This is a genomic window from Mesorhizobium sp. P2_F7, assembly GCF_056403695.1.
The window spans coordinates 522114-542972 of record NZ_JBFUFA010000002.1; the positions used below are offsets into that span (position 1 = coordinate 522114).

General features: G+C 62.7%; 30 protein-coding genes and 1 pseudogene. 19 read left to right on the plus strand and 12 right to left on the minus strand.

Features of this window, described 5'->3' with window-relative positions; all coding sequences use genetic code 11:
* The first annotated feature begins 68 nt into the window (after positions 1-68).
* The 3 genes from AC1DZ8_RS07865 to AC1DZ8_RS07875 all read left to right on the plus strand — a co-directional run bounded on the left by AC1DZ8_RS07865 (position 69) and on the right by AC1DZ8_RS07875 (position 2436).
* The gene (locus AC1DZ8_RS07865; protein WP_477308677.1) at positions 69-548 is read left to right on the plus strand and encodes a carboxymuconolactone decarboxylase family protein; all 480 of its coding nucleotides are present in this window, start codon (positions 69-71) and stop codon (positions 546-548) included.
* Positions 548-1405 carry a sigma-70 family RNA polymerase sigma factor gene (locus tag AC1DZ8_RS07870; RefSeq protein WP_477308679.1) on the plus strand — a complete coding sequence of 286 codons (858 nt, stop codon included), beginning with the start codon at positions 548-550 and terminating at the stop codon, positions 1403-1405. The genes AC1DZ8_RS07865 and AC1DZ8_RS07870 overlap by 1 nt, the downstream gene beginning before the upstream one ends.
* 137 nt (positions 1406-1542) lie before the next feature.
* The gene (locus AC1DZ8_RS07875) at positions 1543-2436 is read left to right on the plus strand and encodes an aminoglycoside phosphotransferase family protein (protein WP_477308680.1); all 894 of its coding nucleotides are present in this window, start codon (positions 1543-1545) and stop codon (positions 2434-2436) included.
* Between the two features lie 109 nt (positions 2437-2545).
* On the opposite strand, the gene AC1DZ8_RS07880 is transcribed toward AC1DZ8_RS07875, so the two are convergent.
* Positions 2546-3130 carry a TetR/AcrR family transcriptional regulator gene (locus AC1DZ8_RS07880; RefSeq protein ID WP_477308682.1) on the minus strand — a complete coding sequence of 195 codons (585 nt, stop codon included), beginning with the start codon at positions 3128-3130 and terminating at the stop codon, positions 2546-2548.
* 103 nt (positions 3131-3233) lie between these two features.
* On the opposite strand from AC1DZ8_RS07880, the gene AC1DZ8_RS07885 reads away from it, so the two are divergent.
* The 3 genes from AC1DZ8_RS07885 (at position 3234) to AC1DZ8_RS07895 (ending at position 6087) form a co-directional block, all read left to right on the plus strand.
* On the plus strand, positions 3234-4049 hold the full coding sequence (locus tag AC1DZ8_RS07885; protein ID WP_477308702.1) for an oxidoreductase: 816 nt from the start codon (positions 3234-3236) through the stop codon (positions 4047-4049).
* Positions 4050-4130: 81 nt separating this feature from the next.
* Positions 4131-4997 carry an alpha/beta fold hydrolase gene (locus AC1DZ8_RS07890; protein WP_477308684.1) on the plus strand — a complete coding sequence of 289 codons (867 nt, stop codon included), beginning with the start codon at positions 4131-4133 and terminating at the stop codon, positions 4995-4997.
* Between the two features lie 88 nt (positions 4998-5085).
* Entirely contained in the window at positions 5086-6087 is a 1002-nt protein-coding gene (locus AC1DZ8_RS07895) for an NADP-dependent oxidoreductase (RefSeq protein ID WP_477308704.1), read from the plus strand.
* A 39-nt stretch (positions 6088-6126) separates the two neighbouring features.
* Here the strand turns inward: AC1DZ8_RS07895 and AC1DZ8_RS07900 are convergent, their stop codons facing one another.
* On the minus strand, positions 6127-7044 hold the full coding sequence (locus AC1DZ8_RS07900) for a polyprenyl synthetase family protein (protein ID WP_477308686.1): 918 nt from the start codon (positions 7042-7044) through the stop codon (positions 6127-6129).
* Between the two features lie 131 nt (positions 7045-7175).
* On the opposite strand from AC1DZ8_RS07900, the gene AC1DZ8_RS07905 reads away from it, so the two are divergent.
* From AC1DZ8_RS07905 to AC1DZ8_RS07920, 4 genes are all read left to right on the plus strand, one after another.
* Positions 7176-7883, plus strand: coding sequence for a biosynthetic peptidoglycan transglycosylase (locus AC1DZ8_RS07905; RefSeq protein ID WP_477308706.1), 708 nt, complete (start codon positions 7176-7178; stop codon positions 7881-7883).
* 141 nt (positions 7884-8024) lie between these two features.
* The gene (rpmF, locus tag AC1DZ8_RS07910) at positions 8025-8207 is read left to right on the plus strand and encodes a 50S ribosomal protein L32 (protein WP_008834724.1); all 183 of its coding nucleotides are present in this window, start codon (positions 8025-8027) and stop codon (positions 8205-8207) included.
* 211 nt (positions 8208-8418) lie between these two features.
* Positions 8419-9366, plus strand: a complete 948-nt coding sequence (locus tag AC1DZ8_RS07915; protein WP_477308688.1) for an agmatinase — start codon at positions 8419-8421, stop codon at positions 9364-9366.
* Positions 9367-9530: 164 nt separating this feature from the next.
* Positions 9531-9932: a hypothetical protein gene (locus AC1DZ8_RS07920; RefSeq protein ID WP_477308690.1), complete on the plus strand. Its 402-nt coding sequence runs from the start codon at positions 9531-9533 to the stop codon at positions 9930-9932.
* A gap of 12 nt (positions 9933-9944) precedes the next feature.
* On the opposite strand, the gene AC1DZ8_RS07925 is transcribed toward AC1DZ8_RS07920, so the two are convergent.
* From AC1DZ8_RS07925 to AC1DZ8_RS07935, 3 genes are all read right to left on the minus strand, one after another.
* Entirely contained in the window at positions 9945-10376 is a 432-nt protein-coding gene (locus tag AC1DZ8_RS07925; protein ID WP_477308692.1) for a GlcG/HbpS family heme-binding protein, read from the minus strand.
* 192 nt (positions 10377-10568) lie between these two features.
* On the minus strand, positions 10569-10808 hold the full coding sequence (locus tag AC1DZ8_RS07930; RefSeq protein WP_477308694.1) for a hypothetical protein: 240 nt from the start codon (positions 10806-10808) through the stop codon (positions 10569-10571).
* 79 nt (positions 10809-10887) lie between these two features.
* Complete coding sequence (locus AC1DZ8_RS07935) at positions 10888-11415, minus strand: winged helix-turn-helix transcriptional regulator (protein ID WP_477308696.1); 528 nt, start codon at positions 11413-11415, stop codon at positions 10888-10890.
* A gap of 103 nt (positions 11416-11518) precedes the next feature.
* Here AC1DZ8_RS07935 and AC1DZ8_RS07940 point away from each other — a divergent pair, with 103 nt between their 5' ends.
* From AC1DZ8_RS07940 to AC1DZ8_RS07955, 4 genes are all read left to right on the plus strand, one after another.
* On the plus strand, positions 11519-12352 hold the full coding sequence (locus AC1DZ8_RS07940; protein WP_477400642.1) for an alpha/beta fold hydrolase: 834 nt from the start codon (positions 11519-11521) through the stop codon (positions 12350-12352).
* Between the two features lie 117 nt (positions 12353-12469).
* Positions 12470-13126, plus strand: coding sequence for a glutathione S-transferase family protein (locus AC1DZ8_RS07945; protein WP_477305942.1), 657 nt, complete (start codon positions 12470-12472; stop codon positions 13124-13126).
* Between the two features lie 5 nt (positions 13127-13131).
* Positions 13132-13470 carry an ArsR/SmtB family transcription factor gene (locus AC1DZ8_RS07950; RefSeq protein WP_477305940.1) on the plus strand — a complete coding sequence of 113 codons (339 nt, stop codon included), beginning with the start codon at positions 13132-13134 and terminating at the stop codon, positions 13468-13470.
* An 11-nt stretch (positions 13471-13481) separates the two neighbouring features.
* Positions 13482-13946: an SRPBCC family protein gene (locus AC1DZ8_RS07955; protein ID WP_477305938.1), complete on the plus strand. Its 465-nt coding sequence runs from the start codon at positions 13482-13484 to the stop codon at positions 13944-13946.
* Positions 13947-13961: 15 nt separating this feature from the next.
* Here AC1DZ8_RS07955 and AC1DZ8_RS07960 read toward each other — a convergent pair whose 3' ends face one another.
* Positions 13962-14135: a hypothetical protein gene (locus AC1DZ8_RS07960; RefSeq protein WP_477305937.1), complete on the minus strand. Its 174-nt coding sequence runs from the start codon at positions 14133-14135 to the stop codon at positions 13962-13964.
* Between AC1DZ8_RS07960 and AC1DZ8_RS07965 the strand changes: the two genes are divergently transcribed.
* The gene (locus tag AC1DZ8_RS07965) at positions 14128-14373 is read left to right on the plus strand and encodes a hypothetical protein (RefSeq protein ID WP_477305935.1); all 246 of its coding nucleotides are present in this window, start codon (positions 14128-14130) and stop codon (positions 14371-14373) included. The two genes, AC1DZ8_RS07960 and AC1DZ8_RS07965, sit on opposite strands and share 8 nt — an antisense overlap.
* A gap of 45 nt (positions 14374-14418) precedes the next feature.
* On the opposite strand, the gene AC1DZ8_RS07970 is transcribed toward AC1DZ8_RS07965, so the two are convergent.
* The 3 genes and pseudogenes from AC1DZ8_RS07970 to AC1DZ8_RS07980 form a co-directional block, all read right to left on the minus strand.
* The gene (locus tag AC1DZ8_RS07970; protein WP_477305933.1) at positions 14419-14682 is read right to left on the minus strand and encodes an ArsR/SmtB family transcription factor; all 264 of its coding nucleotides are present in this window, start codon (positions 14680-14682) and stop codon (positions 14419-14421) included.
* Positions 14683-14714: 32 nt separating this feature from the next.
* Positions 14715-15992 (minus strand): annotated as a pseudogene (locus AC1DZ8_RS07975) (MFS transporter); the annotation flags it as partial.
* Between the two features lie 75 nt (positions 15993-16067).
* Positions 16068-16262 (minus strand): DUF1192 domain-containing protein, encoded by a 195-nt coding sequence (locus AC1DZ8_RS07980; RefSeq protein ID WP_477305955.1) that lies wholly within the window; start codon positions 16260-16262, stop codon positions 16068-16070.
* A 114-nt stretch (positions 16263-16376) separates the two neighbouring features.
* Between AC1DZ8_RS07980 and AC1DZ8_RS07985 the strand changes: the two genes are divergently transcribed.
* From AC1DZ8_RS07985 to AC1DZ8_RS07995, 3 genes are all read left to right on the plus strand, one after another.
* Complete coding sequence (locus AC1DZ8_RS07985; RefSeq protein ID WP_477305931.1) at positions 16377-17387, plus strand: NAD(P)H-quinone oxidoreductase; 1011 nt, start codon at positions 16377-16379, stop codon at positions 17385-17387.
* A 297-nt stretch (positions 17388-17684) separates the two neighbouring features.
* A complete protein-coding gene (locus tag AC1DZ8_RS07990; protein WP_023670143.1) occupies positions 17685-17825 on the plus strand; it encodes a DUF1127 domain-containing protein in 141 nt (46 codons plus the stop codon).
* A 324-nt stretch (positions 17826-18149) separates the two neighbouring features.
* Positions 18150-18842, plus strand: a complete 693-nt coding sequence (locus AC1DZ8_RS07995; protein ID WP_044548374.1) for a DUF1013 domain-containing protein — start codon at positions 18150-18152, stop codon at positions 18840-18842.
* Between the two features lie 60 nt (positions 18843-18902).
* Here AC1DZ8_RS07995 and AC1DZ8_RS08000 read toward each other — a convergent pair whose 3' ends face one another.
* The 3 genes from AC1DZ8_RS08000 to AC1DZ8_RS08010 all read right to left on the minus strand — a co-directional run bounded on the left by AC1DZ8_RS08000 (position 18903) and on the right by AC1DZ8_RS08010 (position 20453).
* Positions 18903-19622: a helix-turn-helix transcriptional regulator gene (locus AC1DZ8_RS08000; RefSeq protein ID WP_477283761.1), complete on the minus strand. Its 720-nt coding sequence runs from the start codon at positions 19620-19622 to the stop codon at positions 18903-18905.
* Positions 19623-19688: 66 nt separating this feature from the next.
* Positions 19689-20099: a hypothetical protein gene (locus AC1DZ8_RS08005; RefSeq protein ID WP_477305929.1), complete on the minus strand. Its 411-nt coding sequence runs from the start codon at positions 20097-20099 to the stop codon at positions 19689-19691.
* A gap of 183 nt (positions 20100-20282) precedes the next feature.
* The gene (locus tag AC1DZ8_RS08010) at positions 20283-20453 is read right to left on the minus strand and encodes a hypothetical protein (RefSeq protein ID WP_477283758.1); all 171 of its coding nucleotides are present in this window, start codon (positions 20451-20453) and stop codon (positions 20283-20285) included.
* A gap of 203 nt (positions 20454-20656) precedes the next feature.
* Between AC1DZ8_RS08010 and AC1DZ8_RS08015 the strand changes: the two genes are divergently transcribed.
* The gene (locus AC1DZ8_RS08015; protein ID WP_181057993.1) at positions 20657-20818 is read left to right on the plus strand and encodes a hypothetical protein; all 162 of its coding nucleotides are present in this window, start codon (positions 20657-20659) and stop codon (positions 20816-20818) included.
* The last annotated feature ends 41 nt before the right edge of the window (positions 20819-20859 follow it).

Here is a 20859-nt window from a genome sequence, read left to right on the forward strand (position 1 = left end):
GGGCCTGATGTCACACCAGCCGATGTTGTCTCGTCATGAGAGCGTACCCAACAACAAGGACTGCAATCATGACTGCCAAAATTGACCTCTTCGCCGCCGCTCCTGCGCTGATCAAGCAATGGCAGCGCGCATCGACGGAACTCTCTGTCGCCGCCGGGCTCGAGCACAGCCTCAACGAGCTCGTCAAGCTTCGGGCGTCGCAAATCAATGGCTGCGCCAACTGCATCAACCTGCATGCCACCGAAGCCCGCGAGAATGGCGAGACCGAGCAGCGCATCTATCTGCTGCCGGCCTGGCGCGAGGCGCCCTGCTACAGCGATCGCGAGCGTGCCGCGCTCGGCTGGACCGATGCGCTCACGCGCCTCTCGGAAGGACAGGACCGCGAACGCGCTTATGCCGATCTGAAGGTGCACTTCACCGACGAAGAGCAGGTCAAGCTCACTGTGTTGATCAACATCATCAATAGCTGGAACCGCATCGCCGTCGGCTTCGGCCTCTACACCGACGCGGCAGCGATCCGATCCAGCGCCAAGGCGGCGGCCGCCTGATGACGGAGGCTGAAACCGGGGATGCGGCAGCGGGCTTCGGCCCGCTGCGGCCAAAGCTGATGCGGGTCGCCTACCGCATGCTGGGTTCGGTGAGCGACGCCGAGGATGTCGTGCAGGAGGCCTTCATCCGCTGGATGGGGACGGACCGGTCGCAGGTGCGCGAACCCGAAGCGTTTCTGCGCCGCACGGTGACGCGGCTTTGCCTCGACCAGCTCAAATCCGCGCGGCGCCAGCGCGAAACCTATATCGGCCCATGGCTGCCCGAGCCGATCGTCGAAGAGGACGATCTCGAAGACGTCACCTTGCCGCTGATGCTGGCTTTAGAACGGCTTTCGCCGCTCGAGCGGGCGGCCTTTCTGTTGCACGATGTGTTCGGGCTGGAATTCGAGGAGGTCGCCACTGCCATCGATCGCGACTCCGCCGCCTGCCGCCAGCTCGCGGCCCGTGCGCGCGGCCATGTCCGTGAGGCGCGGCCCCGCTTCAAGGTGGAGAAGCAGCGCGGCCTCGAGATCGCCGAAGCCTTCTTCGCGGCGTCGCGCAGCGGTGACATGCAGGCGCTCGGCGCGCTGTTGACGGAAGATGTCAGCGCCCATGCCGATGGCGGTGGCAAGCGTCCGGCGGCCATGCAGCCATTGCTCGGCTTCGATGCCGTCATGAAGCAGTACGAGCAGGTAGCGGTCTGGTTGCGCGAGAAGGGGTCGACACTGGTTCGCGTCGGTTTCATCAATGGATTGCCGGGGTTCATCACGCTTGAAGCCGATGGCGAACTGCAGACGACCGCCCTCGACATCGAGGACGGCAAGATCGCGGCCATCTATGTCATGCGCAATCCCGACAAGCTCAGACATCTGCACTAGGTCGTAGACTCACAAGCGCGCAGCCACAGGCAGTCGGCAAACGACCTCATCCCGGCTATTGGTCACCTGTGCCAACAGGCAACCAGAGGACATACAGTCACTGCATATGTGGTCAAACCAATCGGGAGTGGCAGCTCATGCATAGCGACCAGGTGCGCATCGAAATCGACCTCGCGCGAAACCTGATCCGCGATCAGTTCCCTCAGTATGGAGATCAGAAGATCGTGCCGCTGGTAACAGCAGGCACCGTCAATGCAATTTTCAGGATCGGCTCGAAATACGCCGCACGCTTCCCCTTGCGATTGATGGACCAAACCCAATGCACCCTCCTGCTGAGGGCGGAAGCGGCTGCGATGAACGAACTGAAGGAGTATTGCCCGTTTCCAACTCCTCAACCGATTGGGCTAGGCAGACCGAGCCCAGCCTACCCCATGCCCTGGCTCGTACAGAGTTGGATAGTGGGCGAAACGGCGACGCCCAACGGGCTGAGCGGCTCAACAGCCTTCTCACTCGATCTTGCCCGTCTCGTGACCTCGCTTCGCAGGGGAGATGTGAAGGGGCGACGTTTCGATGGGCGAGGGCGAGGCGGGAACCTCTCAGATCATGATGATTGGATGGAGGTCTGCTTCTCCAATAGTGAAGACCTTCTCGACGTCGCGCGTCTCCGGCACCTATGGGCTGTCCTACGCAAACTGCCTCCTGCAGGTTCCGAGGTAATGAGCCATAAGGACCTCATCCCGGCAAACCTCTTGGTACAAAGGGAAAGTCTGGTCGGAGTTCTTGACGGTGGCAGCTTCGGCCCAGCCGATCCGGCGCTCGATCTGGTCGTTGCATGGCACCTACTCGACCGTGCCCGTCGGGCAGCCTTTCGCGAAGCTATTCAGGCCGGTGAATTGGAATGGAGGCGCGGCGCCGCATGGGCTTTCCAGCAGGCGATGGGTCTCGTTTGGTACTATCGGGTGACCAATCCGACCATGAGTGCTCTGGGGCGAAGCACGATCTCGCGTCTGCTTGAGGATCTCGCGGTCTAGCCCGCAAAATTCGGTTTCAGTATGGCCGCATCCTGCCGGTTCGCTCGCCAGCTGACCGACCGCTGCCCGCCAATCTCAGTTGTTCGCGTTTATGGGTTCACGGCCTAGTCTAGGATGCCTCCCCACCCGCAGGTGTCTGGATCAGCCTCCGCGCCGCATCTGTTCCTGCGGCAAGGATGCGATCCGACAATTCCGTCCCTGCCACCGCGCGGGCCAGTTGAAGCGTGCCGATGAGGGTCGCAAAGACACCCAGCGCATCGCCTTCCGGATCTTTGGCCCGCGGAAATGCGGCAGACAACTGGCGCGCCAAAACCAGCAAGCGCTCGGTGTAGGCTTCGCGCGTTTCGAGTGGCTGACGTGCGAGTTCCGGCAACAGCGCGGCAGACGCGCAGCCCGTTCCCGGATTGTCCCGGTGCTCAGCTGACAGATACGCCGCTATGCCCATCTCCGGACCACCGGCGGCCAATGCCTCCCGCAGTTGCTGCGACTGGGTCTCCATAGCCGCTACCAGGCTTTCACGTACAAGCTCCGCCTTGGATCGGAAATGCGGATAGAACGCTCCGTTTGTCAGCCCGGCGTCGCCCATGATGGTTGCCAGTCCGGATGCGGCTATGCCGTCACCGCGAAAACGCTGGGCTGCGACCTCCACGATCCGATCGCGCGATGCATCCTTTCGGCCCTTTTCGTAACGCATGGCTGCTATTCCTTTCTGCTATTGCATTATGCTCGTAATGTGATATTACGATCATAATCCAAACGATAGCAAAAAGCTAGCCCTCATGTCTCCGGAGTATCAAATGAGTGCATTTTCAGGAAGAACCGCTGTTGTGACCGGAGCCTCCTCGGGCATCGGCCGTGCTAGTGCCGAAGCCTTGGCGCGAGCGGGATATACCGTCTTCGGGACAAGTCGCAGCAAGGCCCGCAACGGCCCGACGCAGGTGTCCATGCTGACGTGCGACGTTACCGATGGGGAGTCGGTCAGCGCGCTCGTTTCAACCGTGCTGGCTCAAACCGGCCGCATCGACCTGCTGGTCAACAATGCCGGTGTCGGCATGCTTGGCGGCGCCGAGGAATCCTCGGTCGCACAGGTGCAGGCCCTGTTCGACGTCAATCTGTTCGGTGTCATCCGCATGACCAATGCTGTGCTGCCGTCGATGCGGCGGCGCGGCCAAGGGCGCATCGTCAACATTGGCTCGATTCTGGGGTTGGTACCCGCGCCATACTCAGCACATTACTCGGCGGTCAAGCACGCACTCGAGGGCTATTCGGAATCGCTCGATCACGAGGTTCGTGCCTTCAATATTCGCGTCTCGGTTATCGAGCCGGCATTCGTGCGCACCGTCTTCGACCAGAATGGAATCGAGCCGGATTCCCTGTTGGGGGAATATGATCAGGCGCGAGCCGGGCTCAAGGCGCTGCTTGCTGATGTGATGCCCAAAGCCGATCGACCGGAAGTGGTGGCGGATGTGGTCGTCAAGGCGGCAACCCATGCCCGTCCGCGACGGCGCTACACCGCCGGCAAGGCAGCGCGCCAGGTCAGCATGCTGCGTCGCTTCGCCCCGGCAGAGATGTTCGACAAGACCTTGCGCAAGCAGTTCCGCCTACCGGTCTGAACCACAGCGAGGGAGTTCACGCACATGAGACTGGCACGCACAACACAATTGGTCAGGCGCCACAGCTCGGAGGTGTCCAACATGGCACATACATTCAATCAGTCGCACTATTCACGGCTATCGTTTCAAGATGCGCCAACGCGCTCTGTGGATGTCGGCGGCACGGCATTTGTTTACCGGGAACTCGGACCCAGGACCGGCGTGCCGGTGATCCTGCTCAATCATCTGGGGGCTCAGCTGGACAACTTTGATCCACGCATCGTCGATGGTCTCGCTGCGACCCGGCGGGTGATTGCCTTCGATAACAGAGGCATCGGTTCTTCGGCTGGCAAAACGCCGTCAACCATCTCCGGGATGGCGCGCGATGCCGTCGCCTTTATCAGGGCGTTGGGGTTCGAAGAAGTAGATCTCTTCGGCTTTTCACTCGGTGGCTTCGTGGCGCAGGAGATTGTGCTGACCGAGCCCAGGCTTGTGCGGAAACTCATCCTGTCCGGCACCGGGCCGGCCGGCGGCCAAGGCATCGACAAGGTGACGCCGCTGACGATCGTCGACATGATCAAGGGCGCGCTGACCTTTCGGGATGCGAAATACTATCTCTTCTTCACAAGGACGGCGAATGGCCGCCGTGCCGCAAACGCATTTCTGGAGCGGCTGAAAGAGCGCAAGAGCAACCGGGACAAGGCGATTTCGCTGCGCGCGTTCGGCGCGCAGCTGAAGGCGATCAAGGCCTATGGGCTGCAAACGCCGCAAGATTTGAGCACCATCCGCATTCCTACTTTTGTTGCGAATGGCGATCAGGACAGGATGGTGCCGAGCGCCAATACCTATGACCTCGCCAGGCGTATCCCGGGCGCACAACTGGTGATCTACCCGGATGCCGGGCATGGCGGGATCTTCCAGAATTACGCCGACTTCGTCCCGAAGGCCCTGTCCTTCCTCGAGGGCTGAGACCTTTCCCACAGGGCGGCTTTGCTGCCGAAAACGCCGGTTTGTTTCATTCAGGAACACCGATAAACACTTTCAGAAAGTCACTGCCATGAAAGCATTCGTTGTCGATAAATATAACAAGAAAGGCATTCTGCGGCTGGCCGAGATGCCGGAGCCGGAGCCGCTGGAAAATGATGTCCTGGTCGAGGTCCATGCTGCAGGAGTGAACCTGCTGGATTCCAAAATCAGAACCGGCGAATTCAAGCTCATCCTGCCCTATCGCCGGCCCTTCATCCTGGGTCACGACATGGCTGGGAGGGTTGTCAGGGTGGGCTCAAAAGTCCGCAAATTCAAGCCCGGCGACGCTGTCTATGCGCGGCCGCGCGACGGCCGGATCGGGACATTCGCCGAATTCATCGCGATTGATGAAGCCGACGTGGCCCTGAAGCCCGCGAACCTCAGTATGGAAGAAGCGGCTTCAATCCCACTGGTCGGTCTGACCGCCTGGCAGGCGCTCATCGAGAGGGCAGGCCTGAAGAAGGGCCAGAAGATATTCATCCAGGCCGGCTCCGGCGGCGTCGGGACATTCGCCATCCAACTCGCAAAGCATCTCGGCGCGACCGTTGCGACAACGGCGAGCGCGGCGAGCGCCGATCTGGTCAAGGGTCTCGGCGCCGACGTCGTCGTCGACTACAAGAAAGACGATTTCGAGAAAGTCTTGTCGGGCTATGACGTCGTGCTGAACAGCCAGGACGCCAAGACGCTTGAAAAATCGCTGAATGTGCTGAAGCCGGGCGGCAAGCTCATCTCCATTTCCGGTCCGCCGGATCCCGAATTTGCCAGGAAGCAGGAACTGAACGTGGTGCTAAGGCTGCTGCTGCGCCTGCTGAGCCGCGGTATTCGGAGCAAAGCCAAGCGCCGAGGCGTGGGATTTTCGTTCCTCTTCATGTGGGCGCAAGGTGAGCAGCTGAGCAAAATCACTTCCCTCATCGAAGATGGGGCAATCCGCCCGGTTGTCGACAGGGTCTTTCCATTCGAAGCGACCAATGAGGCTTTGGCTTACGTCGAAACAGGACGTGCCAAGGGCAAGGTCGTCGTCAAGGTCAGATAGCGAGCCCACGGAAGCGCCCATCTGCCAATAGCCAAAACCTCAGCTGTTGCGGATTGCCACGAAACTCGCCGCTGCCTTCAGCGGGGCTGCCTCTTCGCCGTAAGGCTCGAGCAATTCATGGGCCTGCTTGACCAGCCCATCCAGCTGGCTGCGCGCCCAATTCGTTCCATGCAGCGCCACCAGCGTCGCCTTGCCGGCGGCGGCGTCCTTGCCGGTCGCCTTGCCCATCTGGCTGGCATCGGCGGTCAGGTCGAGCAGATCGTCGGCAAGCTGGAAGGCAAGGCCGACTGCCGAGCCGAATTCGGCCAGCCGGTCGCGATCCTGCGGGGCGGCGCCGGCGATGATCGCGCCGGCTTCGCAGGCGAAGCGGATCAGCGCGCCGGTCTTCATCGCCTGCAGCCGGATGATGCCGGCCTCGTCAGGCCTGTTGCGCTCGGCGTCGAGGTCGAGCGTCTGGCCGCCGACCATGCCGCCGGCGCCGGCAGCACGGGCCAGCGCCAGCACCAGGGCTGCGCGCCGTTCCGCCGGCAAGGCCGTCGCCTCGTCGGCGAGGATATCGAAGGCAAGCGTCAACAGCGCGTCGCCGGCCAGGATGGCGGTGGCCTCGTCGAAAGCCTTGTGCACCGTCGGCTGGCCGCGGCGCAGATCGTCGTCGTCCATGGACGGCAGATCGTCATGGATCAGCGAATAGCAATGCACGCATTCGAGTGCGGCCGCCACGCGGAGTGCCGCCTCGCCAGCGGCGCCGAAAAGCGCGGCACTTTCCATGACCAGAAAGGGTCGCAGCCGCTTGCCGCCGTTCAGCACGCCATGGCGCATGGCAGCCATCAGGCGCTCCGGCCGGGCGATCTCGCCGGCAAGCGTGCGGCCGTCGAGCAACAGCCGGAGTTCGGTCTCGATTGCCGCCGCCCGCACCAAAAGTGCGGCTTCAAAGGCCATTTGCTCGTCTTTCGTCATGGCCGGGAGCGGTAGCCGACACTCAGACGTTGCGCAAGAAGCCTCACGCCATTATGCCGGAGGCGGGAGAATGGCGCGGGTGGGGCGGCTTGACGGAACCTATCGTCGATCATGAAACCGAAGGGCTGGACATGGCGCGACCGAGGCGCGTGAACCGCGCCGGTCTGAAGCGCCTGGGTCGGCGCTGCCTGGTCGTCGCCGCCGTGCTGGCGGCGATACCCATTGTGCTGACCTTCCTCTACCTGCCGTCCTTCGTACATCCGATATCGACCTTGATGGTCAAGGATCTGGCGACGTTTTCCGGCTACGATCGGCGCTGGGTTTCGATCGACGATGTTTCGCCGGTGCTGGCCAATTCCGTGATCATGTCGGAGGACGGGCAGTTCTGCTTCCATCGCGGCGTCGACCTCGGCGAATTGCGCGGCGTCGTCGACGATGCGCTGGCCGGCGAAGCAACGCGCGGCGCTTCGACCATCACCATGCAGACAGTGAAGAACCTTTTCCTGTGGTCGCGGCCGCTGGGCTCGGTGCGCAAGGTGGTCGAACTGCCGCTGGCCGTCTATTTCGACGCGGTGATGTCGAAACGACGGATCATGGAGATTTATCTCAATATCGCCGAGTGGGGGCCGGGCATTTACGGCATCGAGGCGGCGGCGCAGCATCATTTCGGCGTTTCGGCCAGGCAACTGTCGCGGCGGCAGGCGGCCCTGCTCGCCGTCTCGCTGCCCAACCCGATCGCCCGCAATCCGGCCAAGCCCGGTCCGGGTCTGCGGCGGCTGGCGTCGCTGATCGAACGCCGCGCCGGGCGCTCCGGCGCATATGTGGGGTGCTTAGACTAGCCAGCTCAAAAAAATTTGCCTCAACGCTGGCCAAAACGGCGTAGGGCGTGTATAGGCACCCGACTTTCTCAGATTATGGCCCTGACGCGGCCCTTTCACGAGGGCTATCGGGGCATTTTGACCATGTAGTGGAGCATATCCATGGCCGTTCCGAAACGAAAAACCTCTCCGTCCAAGCGCGGCATGCGCCGCTCGGCCGACGCTCTCAAGGCCCCGACCTATGTCGAGGACAAGAATTCCGGCGAAATGCGCCGCCCGCACCACATCGATCTGAAGACCGGCATGTATCGCGGCCGCCAGGTTTTGACGCCCAAGGAAAGCTGAGACCAGCTTTTCGACGGTTTGAATTAGCGAAAGACCGGCCAATGGCCGGTCTTTTTGCGTTTGGCGGCCTTTTGGCGTCAAGCCGAGCGCCCTCTATGCCAAAGGCCGGGGTGTCCGTGGCGATATTCGCTGCGTCGGCAGTGCTGTATTGGGTCCGCATGCCTTGTCGCGGCGCTTCCGCGCGGCGACCGACCGGTTTTGGAGGACAAGCATGACCAAGCTCACCACAGCACCGCGCGATGTCTTCCAGACCTTCATGAATTTCCCGCTGGTCGAGGATCTCGATGCGCTGAAGGCCGACGTCGCCATCATCGGCATGCCTTACGGCAGTCCCTATACGATCGACGAGCTGATCAACGACCAGACCAACGCGCCGACCGCGGTGCGGCGCGCCTCGCAACGCATCAGCCTTGGGCTCGACCGCTATGATTTCGATATTGGCGGCACCCTGTTCGACGGACAGGATGTCAGGATAGTCGATGTCGGCGATGTCCCCGGCGATGCCGCCGGTGGTCACTACGGGCTGGCCGAGGCGGCGATCCGCAAGATCCGCGCCGCCGGCGCCTTGCCGATCACCATTGGCGGCGATCACGGCATCCCGATCCCGATCTTCCGGGCGTTGGACGGCGAAGGTCCGATCACCCTGGTGCAGATCGACGCCCATCTCGACTGGCGCGACAACGTCAACGGCGTCAAGGAAGGCTATTCCAGTCCCATCCGCCGTGCCTCGGAGATGGCGCATATCGCCGAGATTTTCCAGCTCGGCATCCGCGGACAGGGCAGCGCCCGACTTGAGGAGGTGGAGGCGGCCCGCGCCTACGGCTCCAACATCGTCACCGCCAGTGAATGGCAGGACATCGGCACGGCGGCGCTGCTTGAGCGTATCCCGCCAGGCGGCCGCTACTACCTGACCATCGATGCCGACGGTCTCGACCCCGCGGTGATGCCGGCGGTCGAGGGACCGGCGCCTGGCGGCATCAGCTACCGGCAGACGATCGAGCTGATCAAAGGGCTGTTCGCCAAGGGCCGTGTGGTCGGCATGGACATCGTCGAGATCGCGCCGGCGCGCGACGTCAACGAAATCACATCGATGACCGCCGGCCTTCTCATCCTCAACGCCATTGGCGCTGCCGTGCGCGCCGGGCAGTTCAAGCGTTGAGCCACTGCTGACACGGATGTTGCACCCGGTCTTCGACCGTGTTCACCCGCGCTAGCGAAAAATCTTGACGGCGTGCCTGCGGGGCATTCTACAGAAGGTGCCCCCATCGTTTAAGCAATTCCCATGGGAAACCGTTTTCCTGGAATTGCCAGAGGAGACGCCTGATGTTCGGTGCTATCCCGCTGCTGATCGTGCCCTTCGTGGCCTACAATCTCGGACTCCTCGGAATATTCGGCAGCGGTGACGATCCGTGGGCGACCGAGATCTTCTCGTTCCACATGATGTCGGGCGGGGTGTTCTCGATGACGCTCGGCGACCTGATGGTCGTGATCGGACTGATCTTCCTGTTCCTCGAAATGGTGAAATCGGTGCGCACGACGAACGCCTCGATCATGGACCATCTGTTGTCGACGCTGGTCTTCGTGGCGTTTTTGGTCGAGTTCCTGCTGGTAAAGGGTGCGGCGCACTCCGTCTTCTTCACGCTGATGGTGATCGCCCTGTTCGACGTGCTGGCCGGCTTCTCGGTCTCGATGCGGTCGGCCAGCCGGGATATCAACCTCAACTAGCCGAAGGGTCGGTCAGCCCGGATCGGCGGTGAAGCCGGCGGCTTCGATGCCGGCGATGGCGGCGGCCTCGTCATTGTCCGACGTATCGCCCGAAATGCCGACGGCGCCGATGACGGCGCCTGACTGGTCGCGGATCAGCACGCCGCCAACAACCGGTAGGACGCGTCCGCCCGAGACGTCGGAAATGCCGGCGACGAGGTGCGGCCGTTCCTTGGCAAAGGCCTCGACGCGGCGCGAGCCCATGCCGACGGCGAGCGCGCCATAGGCCTTGCCGGCCGACATTTGCGGGCGCAGGAACGAGGCGCCGTCCTGACGCTGGAAGGCGACGAGATGGGCCCCGGCATCGAGCACGGAGACGCCGAGCGGCTTGAGGTTCAGCTCGGCGCCCTTGGCGAAAGCGGCGTCGATGATTTGCTTGGCCTTTTCGAGGGTCAAAGCGGTCATGGCAGTCTCCTGTTCAAAACGCGTCGATTATCGACCTGACACGCGAGATACGAAATCCCGGCTGCGGTTGAAATTGCTTCGCGTGGGAAAGCGGAATGGCGGGCGGCTCTGGCGGCGTGCCATTGACCAGCATCCGGCCGCCAGCCGCTCCAGTCTGCCATCGACTATGGGGATCGTCGACTTATGGGGTATTTAGGCGATTTTTTTCTTGGCCCGCGCGGGCTTCTTGATCGGGGCGGCAGGGGCGTTGGCGAGGTCTTCGGCTTCCTTGGCAAGGCGCAGAGCCCGCAGCTTGTTGGTCTTGGCCTGGCGGGCGTCGGCCTCGGCGACATACTCCGCCATCGCCTTTTGCCGCACCGTGGCTGCCTCTTCCTGCTTCTTGAAACGCATATCTGCCCGGGCGCGGGCAGTATCCTTAGAGTTCTCAACCAAGAGCGCTATCCAATCCCATAAATTATGTTTTTCAGCCCCTTGATAGCAGAGCCGCCCCATAAATGGGAAAATAAGTTGGTCAGGAGGCCGGGGGCTGGCCAGCGCTCGACGCCTTGCGAGCCACCACAGCCTCGTATCCGGCCTGCAATGTGGCGCGGACGGAAGGCCGCCCCGGCGCAATGGCAGGCGCACCCAGATGGTCGTGGCGCAGCTCGTCCATGAACTGCTCCCACATCGCCGGCCCGCCCTTTTCCAGGAGCTCGGCGCGGATCGATAGCTCCTCGCTGACCGGCAGCCAGACGCGGCCCCAGGCGCCGAGATGCGCCATGATCGGCACCAGCGTGATGGCCATCTCGGTCAGGCTGTAGATCGCCTTCTGCTTGTGCGAGGGGTCATCGGCCTTGGTCAGCATGCCAAGCTCCATCAGCCGCTTCAGCCGGTCGGCCAGGATGTTGGAAGCAATGCCCTCGATCGAGCCGTTGAGCAGCTCGCGAAAGTGGCGTTTGCCGCCAAAGATCATGTCGCGCAGGATGATCAGGCTCCAGCGGTCGCCAAACACTTCCAGCGACAGATTGATAGGGCATCCCGAGCGGTGTTCGGTTTTCATCCGACTCTCCCCATAAAAACCAGTTGCATTATCGTATCAGTTTTATTATCGTGCAACCGATTGCAAAACGCAATCAGTTTGAAGCATGAGCGAGGAGATTCCCATGACAAAGGCCGCAGCACCCGAAATCGTCTCCCAGACCTTTGGCGATCCCGCCGATCCCGCCATGCTGCTGATCATGGGCGCCATGGCCTCGATGCTGTGGTGGCCGGAGGCACTGTGCAAGAAACTCGCCGGCGAAGGCCGTTTCGTGATCCGCTACGACAATCGCGACACCGGCCTGTCGACCAAATATGCGCCGGGCGAGCCGCCCTACACATTCGATGACATGGCGGACGATGCCGTCGGCGTCCTCGACAGCCACGGCATCGGCAAGGCGCATGTGGTCGGGATGTCGATGGGCGGCATGATCGCGCAACGGTTGGTCCTGAAACACCCCTCGCGTGTCATCTCGCTGACAGTGATCAGCAGTTCGCCGGTGGGCATCGAGACATCGCATCTGCCGGGGACGACCGAGGCCTATATGGAGCACTCGGCCGACGGCGCAAAAGTCGACTGGTCGGACCGCGAACAGGTGGTCGGCTTCGTCGTCAAGGACGCGCACGCCATTGCAAGCACCGCGCATCCGTTCGACGAAAAGGCGATGAGGGCCTTCATCGAACGGGACTATGACCGGTCCGGCGGCTTTTTGAGCGCGACCAACCATTTCATGCTGAAAGGCGGCGAGGATGTGAAAGGGCGCCTGCACGAGATCGAGGCGCCGCTGCTCGTCATTCATGGGACATCGGATCCGATCTTTCCGGTCGAGCATGGCGCTGCCCTTGCCGACGCTGTTGCCGACGCACGGCTTGTCCGCATCGAAGGCGGTGGCCACGAACTGCATCCTCAGGATTGGCCGATCATTGTCGCCGCCCTCGTCGCGCATACCAAACCCTGACGGGCGGGCCGGAACCTTGACACAGTCGCCTCACGGCAATAGTTAAGTAAATGCTTCAGTGTTGGCGCTGACTGGCATCGCTCCAGCAGCGACGAACCACAAACAGACGAGCAAAAAATGTCCCTGACGTTCCATTTTCATCCGCTGGCATCGTTCTGCTGGAAACCGCTGATTGCGTTTTACGAAAACACCACGCCGTTCACGCCGGTCATCGTCGATCTCGGCGACGAGCAGTCGCGCGCGGCGTTCCTGAAGGTGTCGCCGACCGGCAAGATGCCGGCGCTGCACGACGACGCGCGCAACCGCACGGTGCTGGAATCCACCATCGTCATCGAATATCTGGCCGCGCATTATCCAGGGCCGGTCGAGCTCATCCCGGCAGAGGCCGACCTCGCTCTCCAGGTCCGTCAGGCCGATCGTTTCTACGACTTCTATGTGCAGGCGCCGATGCAGAAGATCGTCGGCGACAGGTTGCGGCCGCAGGACAAGACCGATCCGTTCGGAGTCGAGGAGGCGCGCGCGCAACTGCGCAACGCCTATGCGATTGTGGAAGAGGAGATGCGCTCGAAAATCTGGGCGGCCGGCCACACCTTCACCATGGCCGACTGCGCGGCCTCGCCGGCGCTGTTCTACGCCAACAAGGTCGAGCCGTTCGGCGACAAATATCCGGCCGTGAAACGCTATCACGACCGCCTGCTCAAGCGGCCGTCCTTCGCCAGGGTGATCGAGGAGGCGCAGCCCTATTTCAAGTTCTTCCCCTACAACAACGGCTGATCGCGATGCTGCACGATCCCGCCCAGCTCGACCTGATGTTCCAGGCGCTTGCCGATCCGGCCCGGCGCAGCATGGTCGAACGGCTGTCGCGCGGCCCGGCCTCGGTCAGCCAGCTGGCCGAACCGCTGGCGATGTCGCTGTCGGCCGTCGTCCAGCATCTGAACGTACTCGAGGCAAGCGGGCTGGTGCGCTCGGAAAAGCTCGGCCGCGTGCGCACTTGCCAGATCGCGCCGCAGGCGCTGCGCAGCGCCGAACACTGGATCAACGAACGGCGGCTGACATGGGAACGCCGGCTCGACCGGCTGGGCGATTTTCTTGCCGAAACCGAAGACTCAGAAAACTGAAGGAGGCCATTTTGACCGAACGATCCGTCGTCCATTCCACCTTCGTGCTTGAGCGCGTCTATCCGGCGGCGCCGGCGAAAGTCTATTTCGCGCTGAGCGATGCGGCCGCCAAGCGGCGCTGGTTTGCCGATCCGGACAGCCCACGACCCAGCCGCTACGAGATGGATTTCCGCATCGGCGGCAAGGAGATCAATGTCGGCGGGCCCAAGGAGGGACCGCTCTATACCTTCGTCGCCACCTATCTGGACATCGTGCCCAATGAGCGCATCGTCTACAGCTACGACATGCTGGCCGGCGATGTCAGAATCTCGGTTTCGCTGGCGACAATGGAGCTCCGCCCGGAGGGCACGGGCACGCGGCTGGTGCTGACCGAACAGGGCGCGTTTCTCGATGGCCACGACACGTCTTCGTCGCGCGAGCATGGAACCGGGTTTCTGCTCGATGCGCTGGGCAAGGCGCTTGCCGCGGACGCCTGAAGCGCAAATTGCGGCCTATGGCGCAATCACCTTCTCCCGGCCCTCTGGTTCCACCATCTTGAGCCGGGTTTCGGGTCCGTCGGCTTCGAGAATGACATAGCTCACATCGTCGCCGCCGACGAAGCTCAACCCGGCGCTGGCGGTCGAGGCGGCGATCTTGACCGAGGGCTGGCCGCTTGGCGTGATCAAGCCGAAACAGCACAGTCTCGGCCTCGCCTGCCGCCGCCGGCAGGATGGAAATGCTGGAGCGCAGCCGGCCCCCGCCATCGACGATCTCAAGCCCGCTGCCGCGCAAGATGCCGACGGCGTCCTGCGCTTTGGCCGGGAGGATCTGCATCAAAGCGGTCGCTGCAAACAGCACGAGGTTAACCGCAGTCACGGCACCAAGTATCGCTTCGCGTCGCATCGGCTGGTCCTCCTGTCATGAAACCAGGGGAGCTAGGACCGGCTGTATTTTCCGCGTCGCGCCGGCCTATGCTTCCCAGAACTGATCAAGCCAAATATTGAGCCTGAGGAAGCCGGCATTGCTGACCGTATAGACCCGCCTCGTGCCTTCGGCCTTGGCCTGAACCAGACCAGCGTCCAGCAACACTTTCAAGTGCTGGGACACGGCCGGGCGGGAGACTGGCAGGCCCGAAGCCAGTTCGTTGACGGTTTTCGGGCCGCGCCGGAGCTCTTCCAGGAGATAGCGCCGGTTGGGATCGGCAATCGCCATGAAGGCGTCAGAAAAGATCATGCCTATACTTGTGGGGCAAAGTTTTTCAAATCTCAACCGTCAGCTTCCGCTTTTCTGAGCCGCAATGCTTCAGGGGTGACCGAGCGGTCGGCCGGCTGGGTCTTGAAGGCATCGCGGTCTTCGATCGGCACCGGCGCGCGGCGGCTGATGCGCAGCAGCGTGTAGGCGGCAAGGCACAGATGCGCCAGCGCGGTGGCCAGGAAAAGGCCCTCGGGCCGGAACCAGCCCATCAGGGCGGCGGCCAGCAAAGGCCCGATCATGGTGCCGAACCCGTACAGAAGCAGCAGGCCGCCGGAGACCTTGACGAAGTCCTCCGACCGGGCGTGGTCGTTGGCATGCGCCACGGCGATCGAATAAAGCGTGTAGGCGAAGGCGCCATAGGCGGCCGTCAGCACGATGACGAGAACGGCGGAATGGGGTTCGAACAGGAAGATCAGGATGGCGAACAGTGCCGCGCCGAAAGCCGCACCCGCCAGCACGAAACGGCGGTCGGTCTTGTCGGAGAGGCGCCCGGCCGGAAGCTGCATGGCCGCGCCGGCAACGACGACCAGGCTCATCATCAGTGCGATCTCAGCCGTGGGAATGCCGATACGGGCGCCGTAGACCGCACCCAGCGTGCCCCAGGCGCCATTGGCGATGCCGATCAACAGACAGGCGATCGCCGACACCGGTGAGTTGGCATAAAGCCCTTTGACGTCGAGCTTGACGTCCTGCAACGGCTTGGGAGACGAAGCCGACGACACGGCGGTCGGGATCAGCGACAGGCAGAACAATATGCCGGTGATCATGAACAGCGATGCCGATCTGACGTCGCCGCCGGCAACGATCATCTGGCCGCCCATGATCGAGGCATAGGTGACCATCATGTAGAGGCCGAAGACGGTGCCGCGATTCTCGTTGGTGGCCTTCTCGTTCAGCCAGCTTTCAATGACCATGAAGGCGCCGGCCATGGTGAAGCCGGTGAAGGCGCGCAGCAGGATCCAGACATATTCATCGATGATCAGGCCGGTGAGCAGAGCGACGATGGCGCCCGACGCGGCAAAGGCACCGAACGCCCTGACGTGGCCGGCGCGGCGTACCAGGCGCGGTGCGAAGAAACAGCCGGTGACGAAGCCGCCGGCCCAGGCGGTGCCCATCAGACCGAGCGATGCGGTTGAAAATCCTTCGAGCTGGCCACGCAGCGGTAGCAGCAGGCCGTGCAACCCCGATGCCGCGAGCAGGAAAGCGGTGCCGCGAAGCAGCGAGAGGATCGGTCTGTAGCTTGCAAACATTTTTTGATCCGGCTGGAGGGGCTTGTCGGTTCTGAAGGCGGGGGCGACCCTGAAGACAGGCGCATTCGGGCTTTTCGGCGGCGAATGCTTCGGCGCCGAAAACTAGCTCGAAAACTAGCCGCGGCGAAACAGGGCTTCGGCAGCCGATTTGGTACTGTCCTTGGTCTGGAGTTCGGCTTCCAGCCGGGCGATCTCGTCGCGCAATATGCCGATCCGCTCGGTCAGGTCACCGACCGAAAGCAGCGACAGATCCTGCCCGATCTCATGCGGCCGGGCTTTCTTTTTTGGTTCGTCGTCGAAGATCGCCATCGTCGCTCCTTCGCTCATTCAGCATTTGCCTGATCCGGCAATCAGCATACATAGGGCAGGGGTGCTGATGCAAACAGCCGGCGACAGACCGGCAGGACCGAGACGGTAAATTTCATGGCAAGCGGACATAAAATTCCGGCCAGGATGACGGCCATTGCAATTTCGCAGCCCGGAGGGCCGCGGGTGCTGAAACCGGAAACGCGCGACGTGCCGGTGCCCGGTCCCGGCGAAATCCTGATCCGGGTGCGTGCTGCCGGCGTCAACCGGCCCGACGTGCAGCAGCGCAAGGGCGCCTATCCGCCGCCGCCCGGCGCCTCGGACCTGCCGGGCCTCGAGGCGTCAGGCGAAGTGGCAGCCCTTGGCGACGAGATTTCGCGCTGGCGCATCGGCGACCGGGTCTGCGCGCTCACCCCCGGCGGCGGCTATGCCGAATATGTCAAGGTTCATGCGGGCAGCGTGTTGCCGCTGCCCGCCGGCTTCACCCATACCGAAGCGGCCGCCGTGCCGGAGAACTATTTCACCGTCTGGCACAATGTGTTCGAGCGCGGCGGCCTGAAGAAGGGCGAGACGCTGCTGGTCCATGGCGGCTCGTCGGGCATCGGCACCACGGCGATCCAGTTGGCGTCGGCCTTCGGCGCCTATGTCGTCACCACCGCCGGCTCCAAGGAGAAATGCGACGCCTGCCTGAAGCTCGGCGCCGACCGGGCGATCAACTACCGCGAGGAGGATTTCGTCGCCGCGGTCAAGGACGCCACAGGCGGCAAGGGCGCCGACGTCATCCTCGACATGGTCGGCGGCGACTATATCGCGCGCAACTACGAGGCGGCGGCGGTCGAGGGCAGGATCGTCCAGATCGCGGTCCAGGCCGGCGCGGTGGCGAGCGCCGATTTTTCAAAAATCATGGTCAAGCGGCTGACCCATACCGGCTCGACGCTGCGGCCACGTAAGGTCGAGTTCAAGGCAGCGATCGCCGCGGCGTTGGAAGCGCAAGTGTGGCCGCTGCTCGGCACCCGAAAGGTGTCGCCGGTCATGGACATGATCTTCCCGCTGGCCGATGCCTGGCGGGCGCATGAGCGCATGGAAGAGGGCGAGCATATCGGCAAGATCGTTCTCGACGTCGGCTAGGGCATATCGAGGTTCAGGAGAGGCCGGTCTGCAAATGATGGCGTCCTGCGCTTCCGGTGCTCACGTACGAAAAGTACGCTCCGCTCCGGTTCTCGGACGCCAGCATTTTCGACTCGGCCTGACCTGAATCTCGACACGCCCTGGGCGTGTGTCGCCTGCCGGCAAGATGAACAGAACCTTAATGCTGCAATGCAGCATTTGCATTGCGGCTATGCAAAGACGTCTGTTCAATTCGTGGGCAGCACTGCCTATCTAAGCGTCATCGAAACGAATTGATCCAACAAATGGAGGAATACCATGAACCCGATCCGCGCTTTCCGTAACTGGCGTATGTACAACGAAACCGTGCGCGAGTTGAACAAGCTCAACGCACGTCAGCTCAGCGACCTCGGCATCAGCCGCGGCGACATCGAGCGGATCGCCCGCAAGGCCATCTAACTCGAAGCATGGCCGGCCGTAAGGCCTGGCCATGTGCTAGAAGCAAGAGCCGCAGCAGACGTTTACCGTCGCCGGTTCCGAGCCCGCTGGACCCCGTCCGGCGGGTTTTGTCGTTTTGGACCGCCTTTTACGACTTGGCATCAACGATTGCCGAGGCCGGGGCCTTTCGGCCTCCACGCGGTCTGGCGCTCGGCGGCTGCGCCCTCCTCCCAAAAACATTGCGAAACGGCAGCGGAGCGGTTATACAGGCCGCGAATTTCCCATTTTGGTGGCTCTAAACCACCGCCCGCGCGGGAACGCGGGCGAACGAGAAGGATTTTTGAAATGGCCAATACGCTGCTGATGCCCAAGGCGACTGCCGTCTGGCTGGTCGACAACACCGCGCTCTCCTTCGAGCAGATCGCGCAGTTCTGCGGGTTGCATCCACTCGAGGTCAAGGCGATCGCCGACGGCGAATCGGCGCAAGGCATCAAGGGCATGGACCCGATCATGACGGGACAGCTGACCCGCGACGAGATCGCGCGCGCCGAGAAGGATCCGAACCAGCGCCTGAAGCTTTCCGACCCCAAGGTGCGGGTGCCGGAATCCAAGCGCAAAGGCCCGCGTTACACGCCGCTGTCGAAGCGTCAGGACCGGCCTAACGCCATCCTGTGGCTGGTGCGCAACCACCCGGAATTGAAAGACGCGCAGATTTCGCGCCTGGTCGGCACCACCAAGTCGACGATCGAACAGATCCGCGAGCGCAAGCACTGGAACTCGGCCAATCTGCAGCCGATGGATCCGGTGACGCTGGGTCTCGCCTCGCAGATCGACCTCGACATGGAAGTCAACCGCGCCTCGCGCGGCCGCGAACAGGCGCAGCCTGTCGGCGACACGCTGCTGCCGGCAGCCTTGACCGAGCGGCTGGTGCCGGCGCCGGAGAAGCCGAAGGACGAGGATGCCGAGCTCGACGCCAACGCCGTGTTCGCCAAGCTCTCGGCGCTCAAGTCCAAGAACGAAGATGCCGACGACGAGTAGGCTTCGCCACATCAACAAAAAAGCCCGCTTCGTGCGGGCTTTTTTTGTTGGAGGTAGGTCTCAGCTGCGGGCTGCACGGTCCGGCGTCATGCCGTAATCCTCCGAGCGTTCGACCGCGCGGTAGAAATCGGCGAGCTGTTTGCCGCGCTCCGGCTTGAAGATGCGGCCGGCGATGACCACCGAGGCGATGCGGTCGATGCGGAAGGCGCGGAAATCTTCGCGCATCTCGCACCAGGCGATCAACGTCCACACCTTGCCCCAGAACCACAGGCCGAGCGGGCGGATATCGCGCCCGGTGCTGCGGCCGGCCTCGTCGCGATAGTCGATGGTCAGCACCTGGCGCTTCTCGACGGCGCGCTCGATCAGGTCGATCGCCTCGCGGGCAGCGTCGCTCACCACCCACATCGGCGTATGGATCTCGGTGCGGGCGATGCGGTCCTTTTCGGCGTCGGGCAGCACGGCGCCGATCTTGACCAGCGCCTCGTCGGCGGCGCGCGCCATGGCAGCGCCGCCAAAGGCGCGCACCATGCGGGCGCCGGCGACCAGCGCCACGATCTCGTCACGCGTGAACATCAGCGGCGGAAGGTCGAAACCCTCCCTCATCATGTAGCCAACGCCCGCCTCGCCATCGATCGGCACCCCGGTCGACTGCAAATCGGCAATATCGCGGTAGATGGTTCGTTCGGAAACCTCGAGCCAGGTGCCGAGCTTCTGGGCGGTGACCAATCTGCCGCCGCGCAGATGCTGCACGATCTGGAAGAGCCTGTCGGCACGGCGCATCGTATGGTCCCTCGGCTGCGTTTCTATGAATGTCGTGGTCCCTGAACCGGGTCCGGGCGACATCCACTATGGTTTCAATCCTTCGCGCTTACGCTGCGCGGCGACGAATTCCGCGCCGAAGGACAGTTTCCTCGTCGTCGGCGCGTTGGTGTCGAGCACGCGCCAGAACGGTGCGATATCGCTCAACGTCATGCCGCGCTCGAGATCCTCGTTGGCGGCCTCTGCAACAGTGCGCAGATGATAGCCGATGGTGACCGGACATGTCACTTGTGCCCCGTGCTCGATGGCGAGCGCGGTGCGCAAGGCGCGGACGTCCATCTCGACGCCTTTGGGTATGGAGCGGATGAAATCATCGACCTGGCGGGCCGTCGGCACCAGCATCGGCTGGCCCTCGATGACGTCACCCATCGTGCGCGGCGTCGGTTTCACGCCATTGATGCCCGGCGTGTTCAGCCTGTCGTTCCAGCTTTTCACCATTCATGTCTCCTGACACGTTTATGGCATGGTGCTCCTGACAGCATTCTGTCAGGAGCCTTCAGCATTGTGCGTGGCGACCGTCGAAAGGTTTTTCGCCAGCCACCAGGCATCGCTGCCCGAGCTTCATGTCAATGATCTGGGCGTGCCGGGGGCCGTATCCAAGCATTGCCATGAAAAAAAGCCTCAGATCTCACGCATGCGGCGGTGACCTTCATACATATCGGGCCAGCCAATGTCCTTGCGGATGTCCGCCGGCAAGGAGTTCATGAAGCGCTGGGTACGGACTTCATTGCGCATCGTGCGGATCTTGCCGACATAGTGCTGTACGCTGTTCAAAATACCAAAGCTGTTCATGACCGTCTCCTCTTCTCTGATGGAGACACTATCGCACACCCCTCCTGACAGCAGTCTGTCAGGAGCCTGTCAGGTCGCTGAAGAAAGCTGCGAGGTGCCTTGCGACCCGCCCGGAAACGAGCCGATTGTCAGGAATGGCCGGATTGGCAAAGACCATGCAAGAAGCGCTTTGACAGCCGTCCGCGATGCTGGTCAAAGGCAGCATGTCGAAGCTTCTCGCCCTTGTCTTCATCGGCATCATGCTCATCCAGATCATCAAGCCGCTCGGCTGGCCTGGCTTGAGGCGGCGCGGCGATTTCTGGAAGCTGGCGCTGCTCGCCATGGCTGCCATCTCGCTGGCCGGCGTGCTCGGGCACTGGACATAGCACGGCGCTTGTCGCGCCGCTGCCGAAGCAGGCAGGTCGGC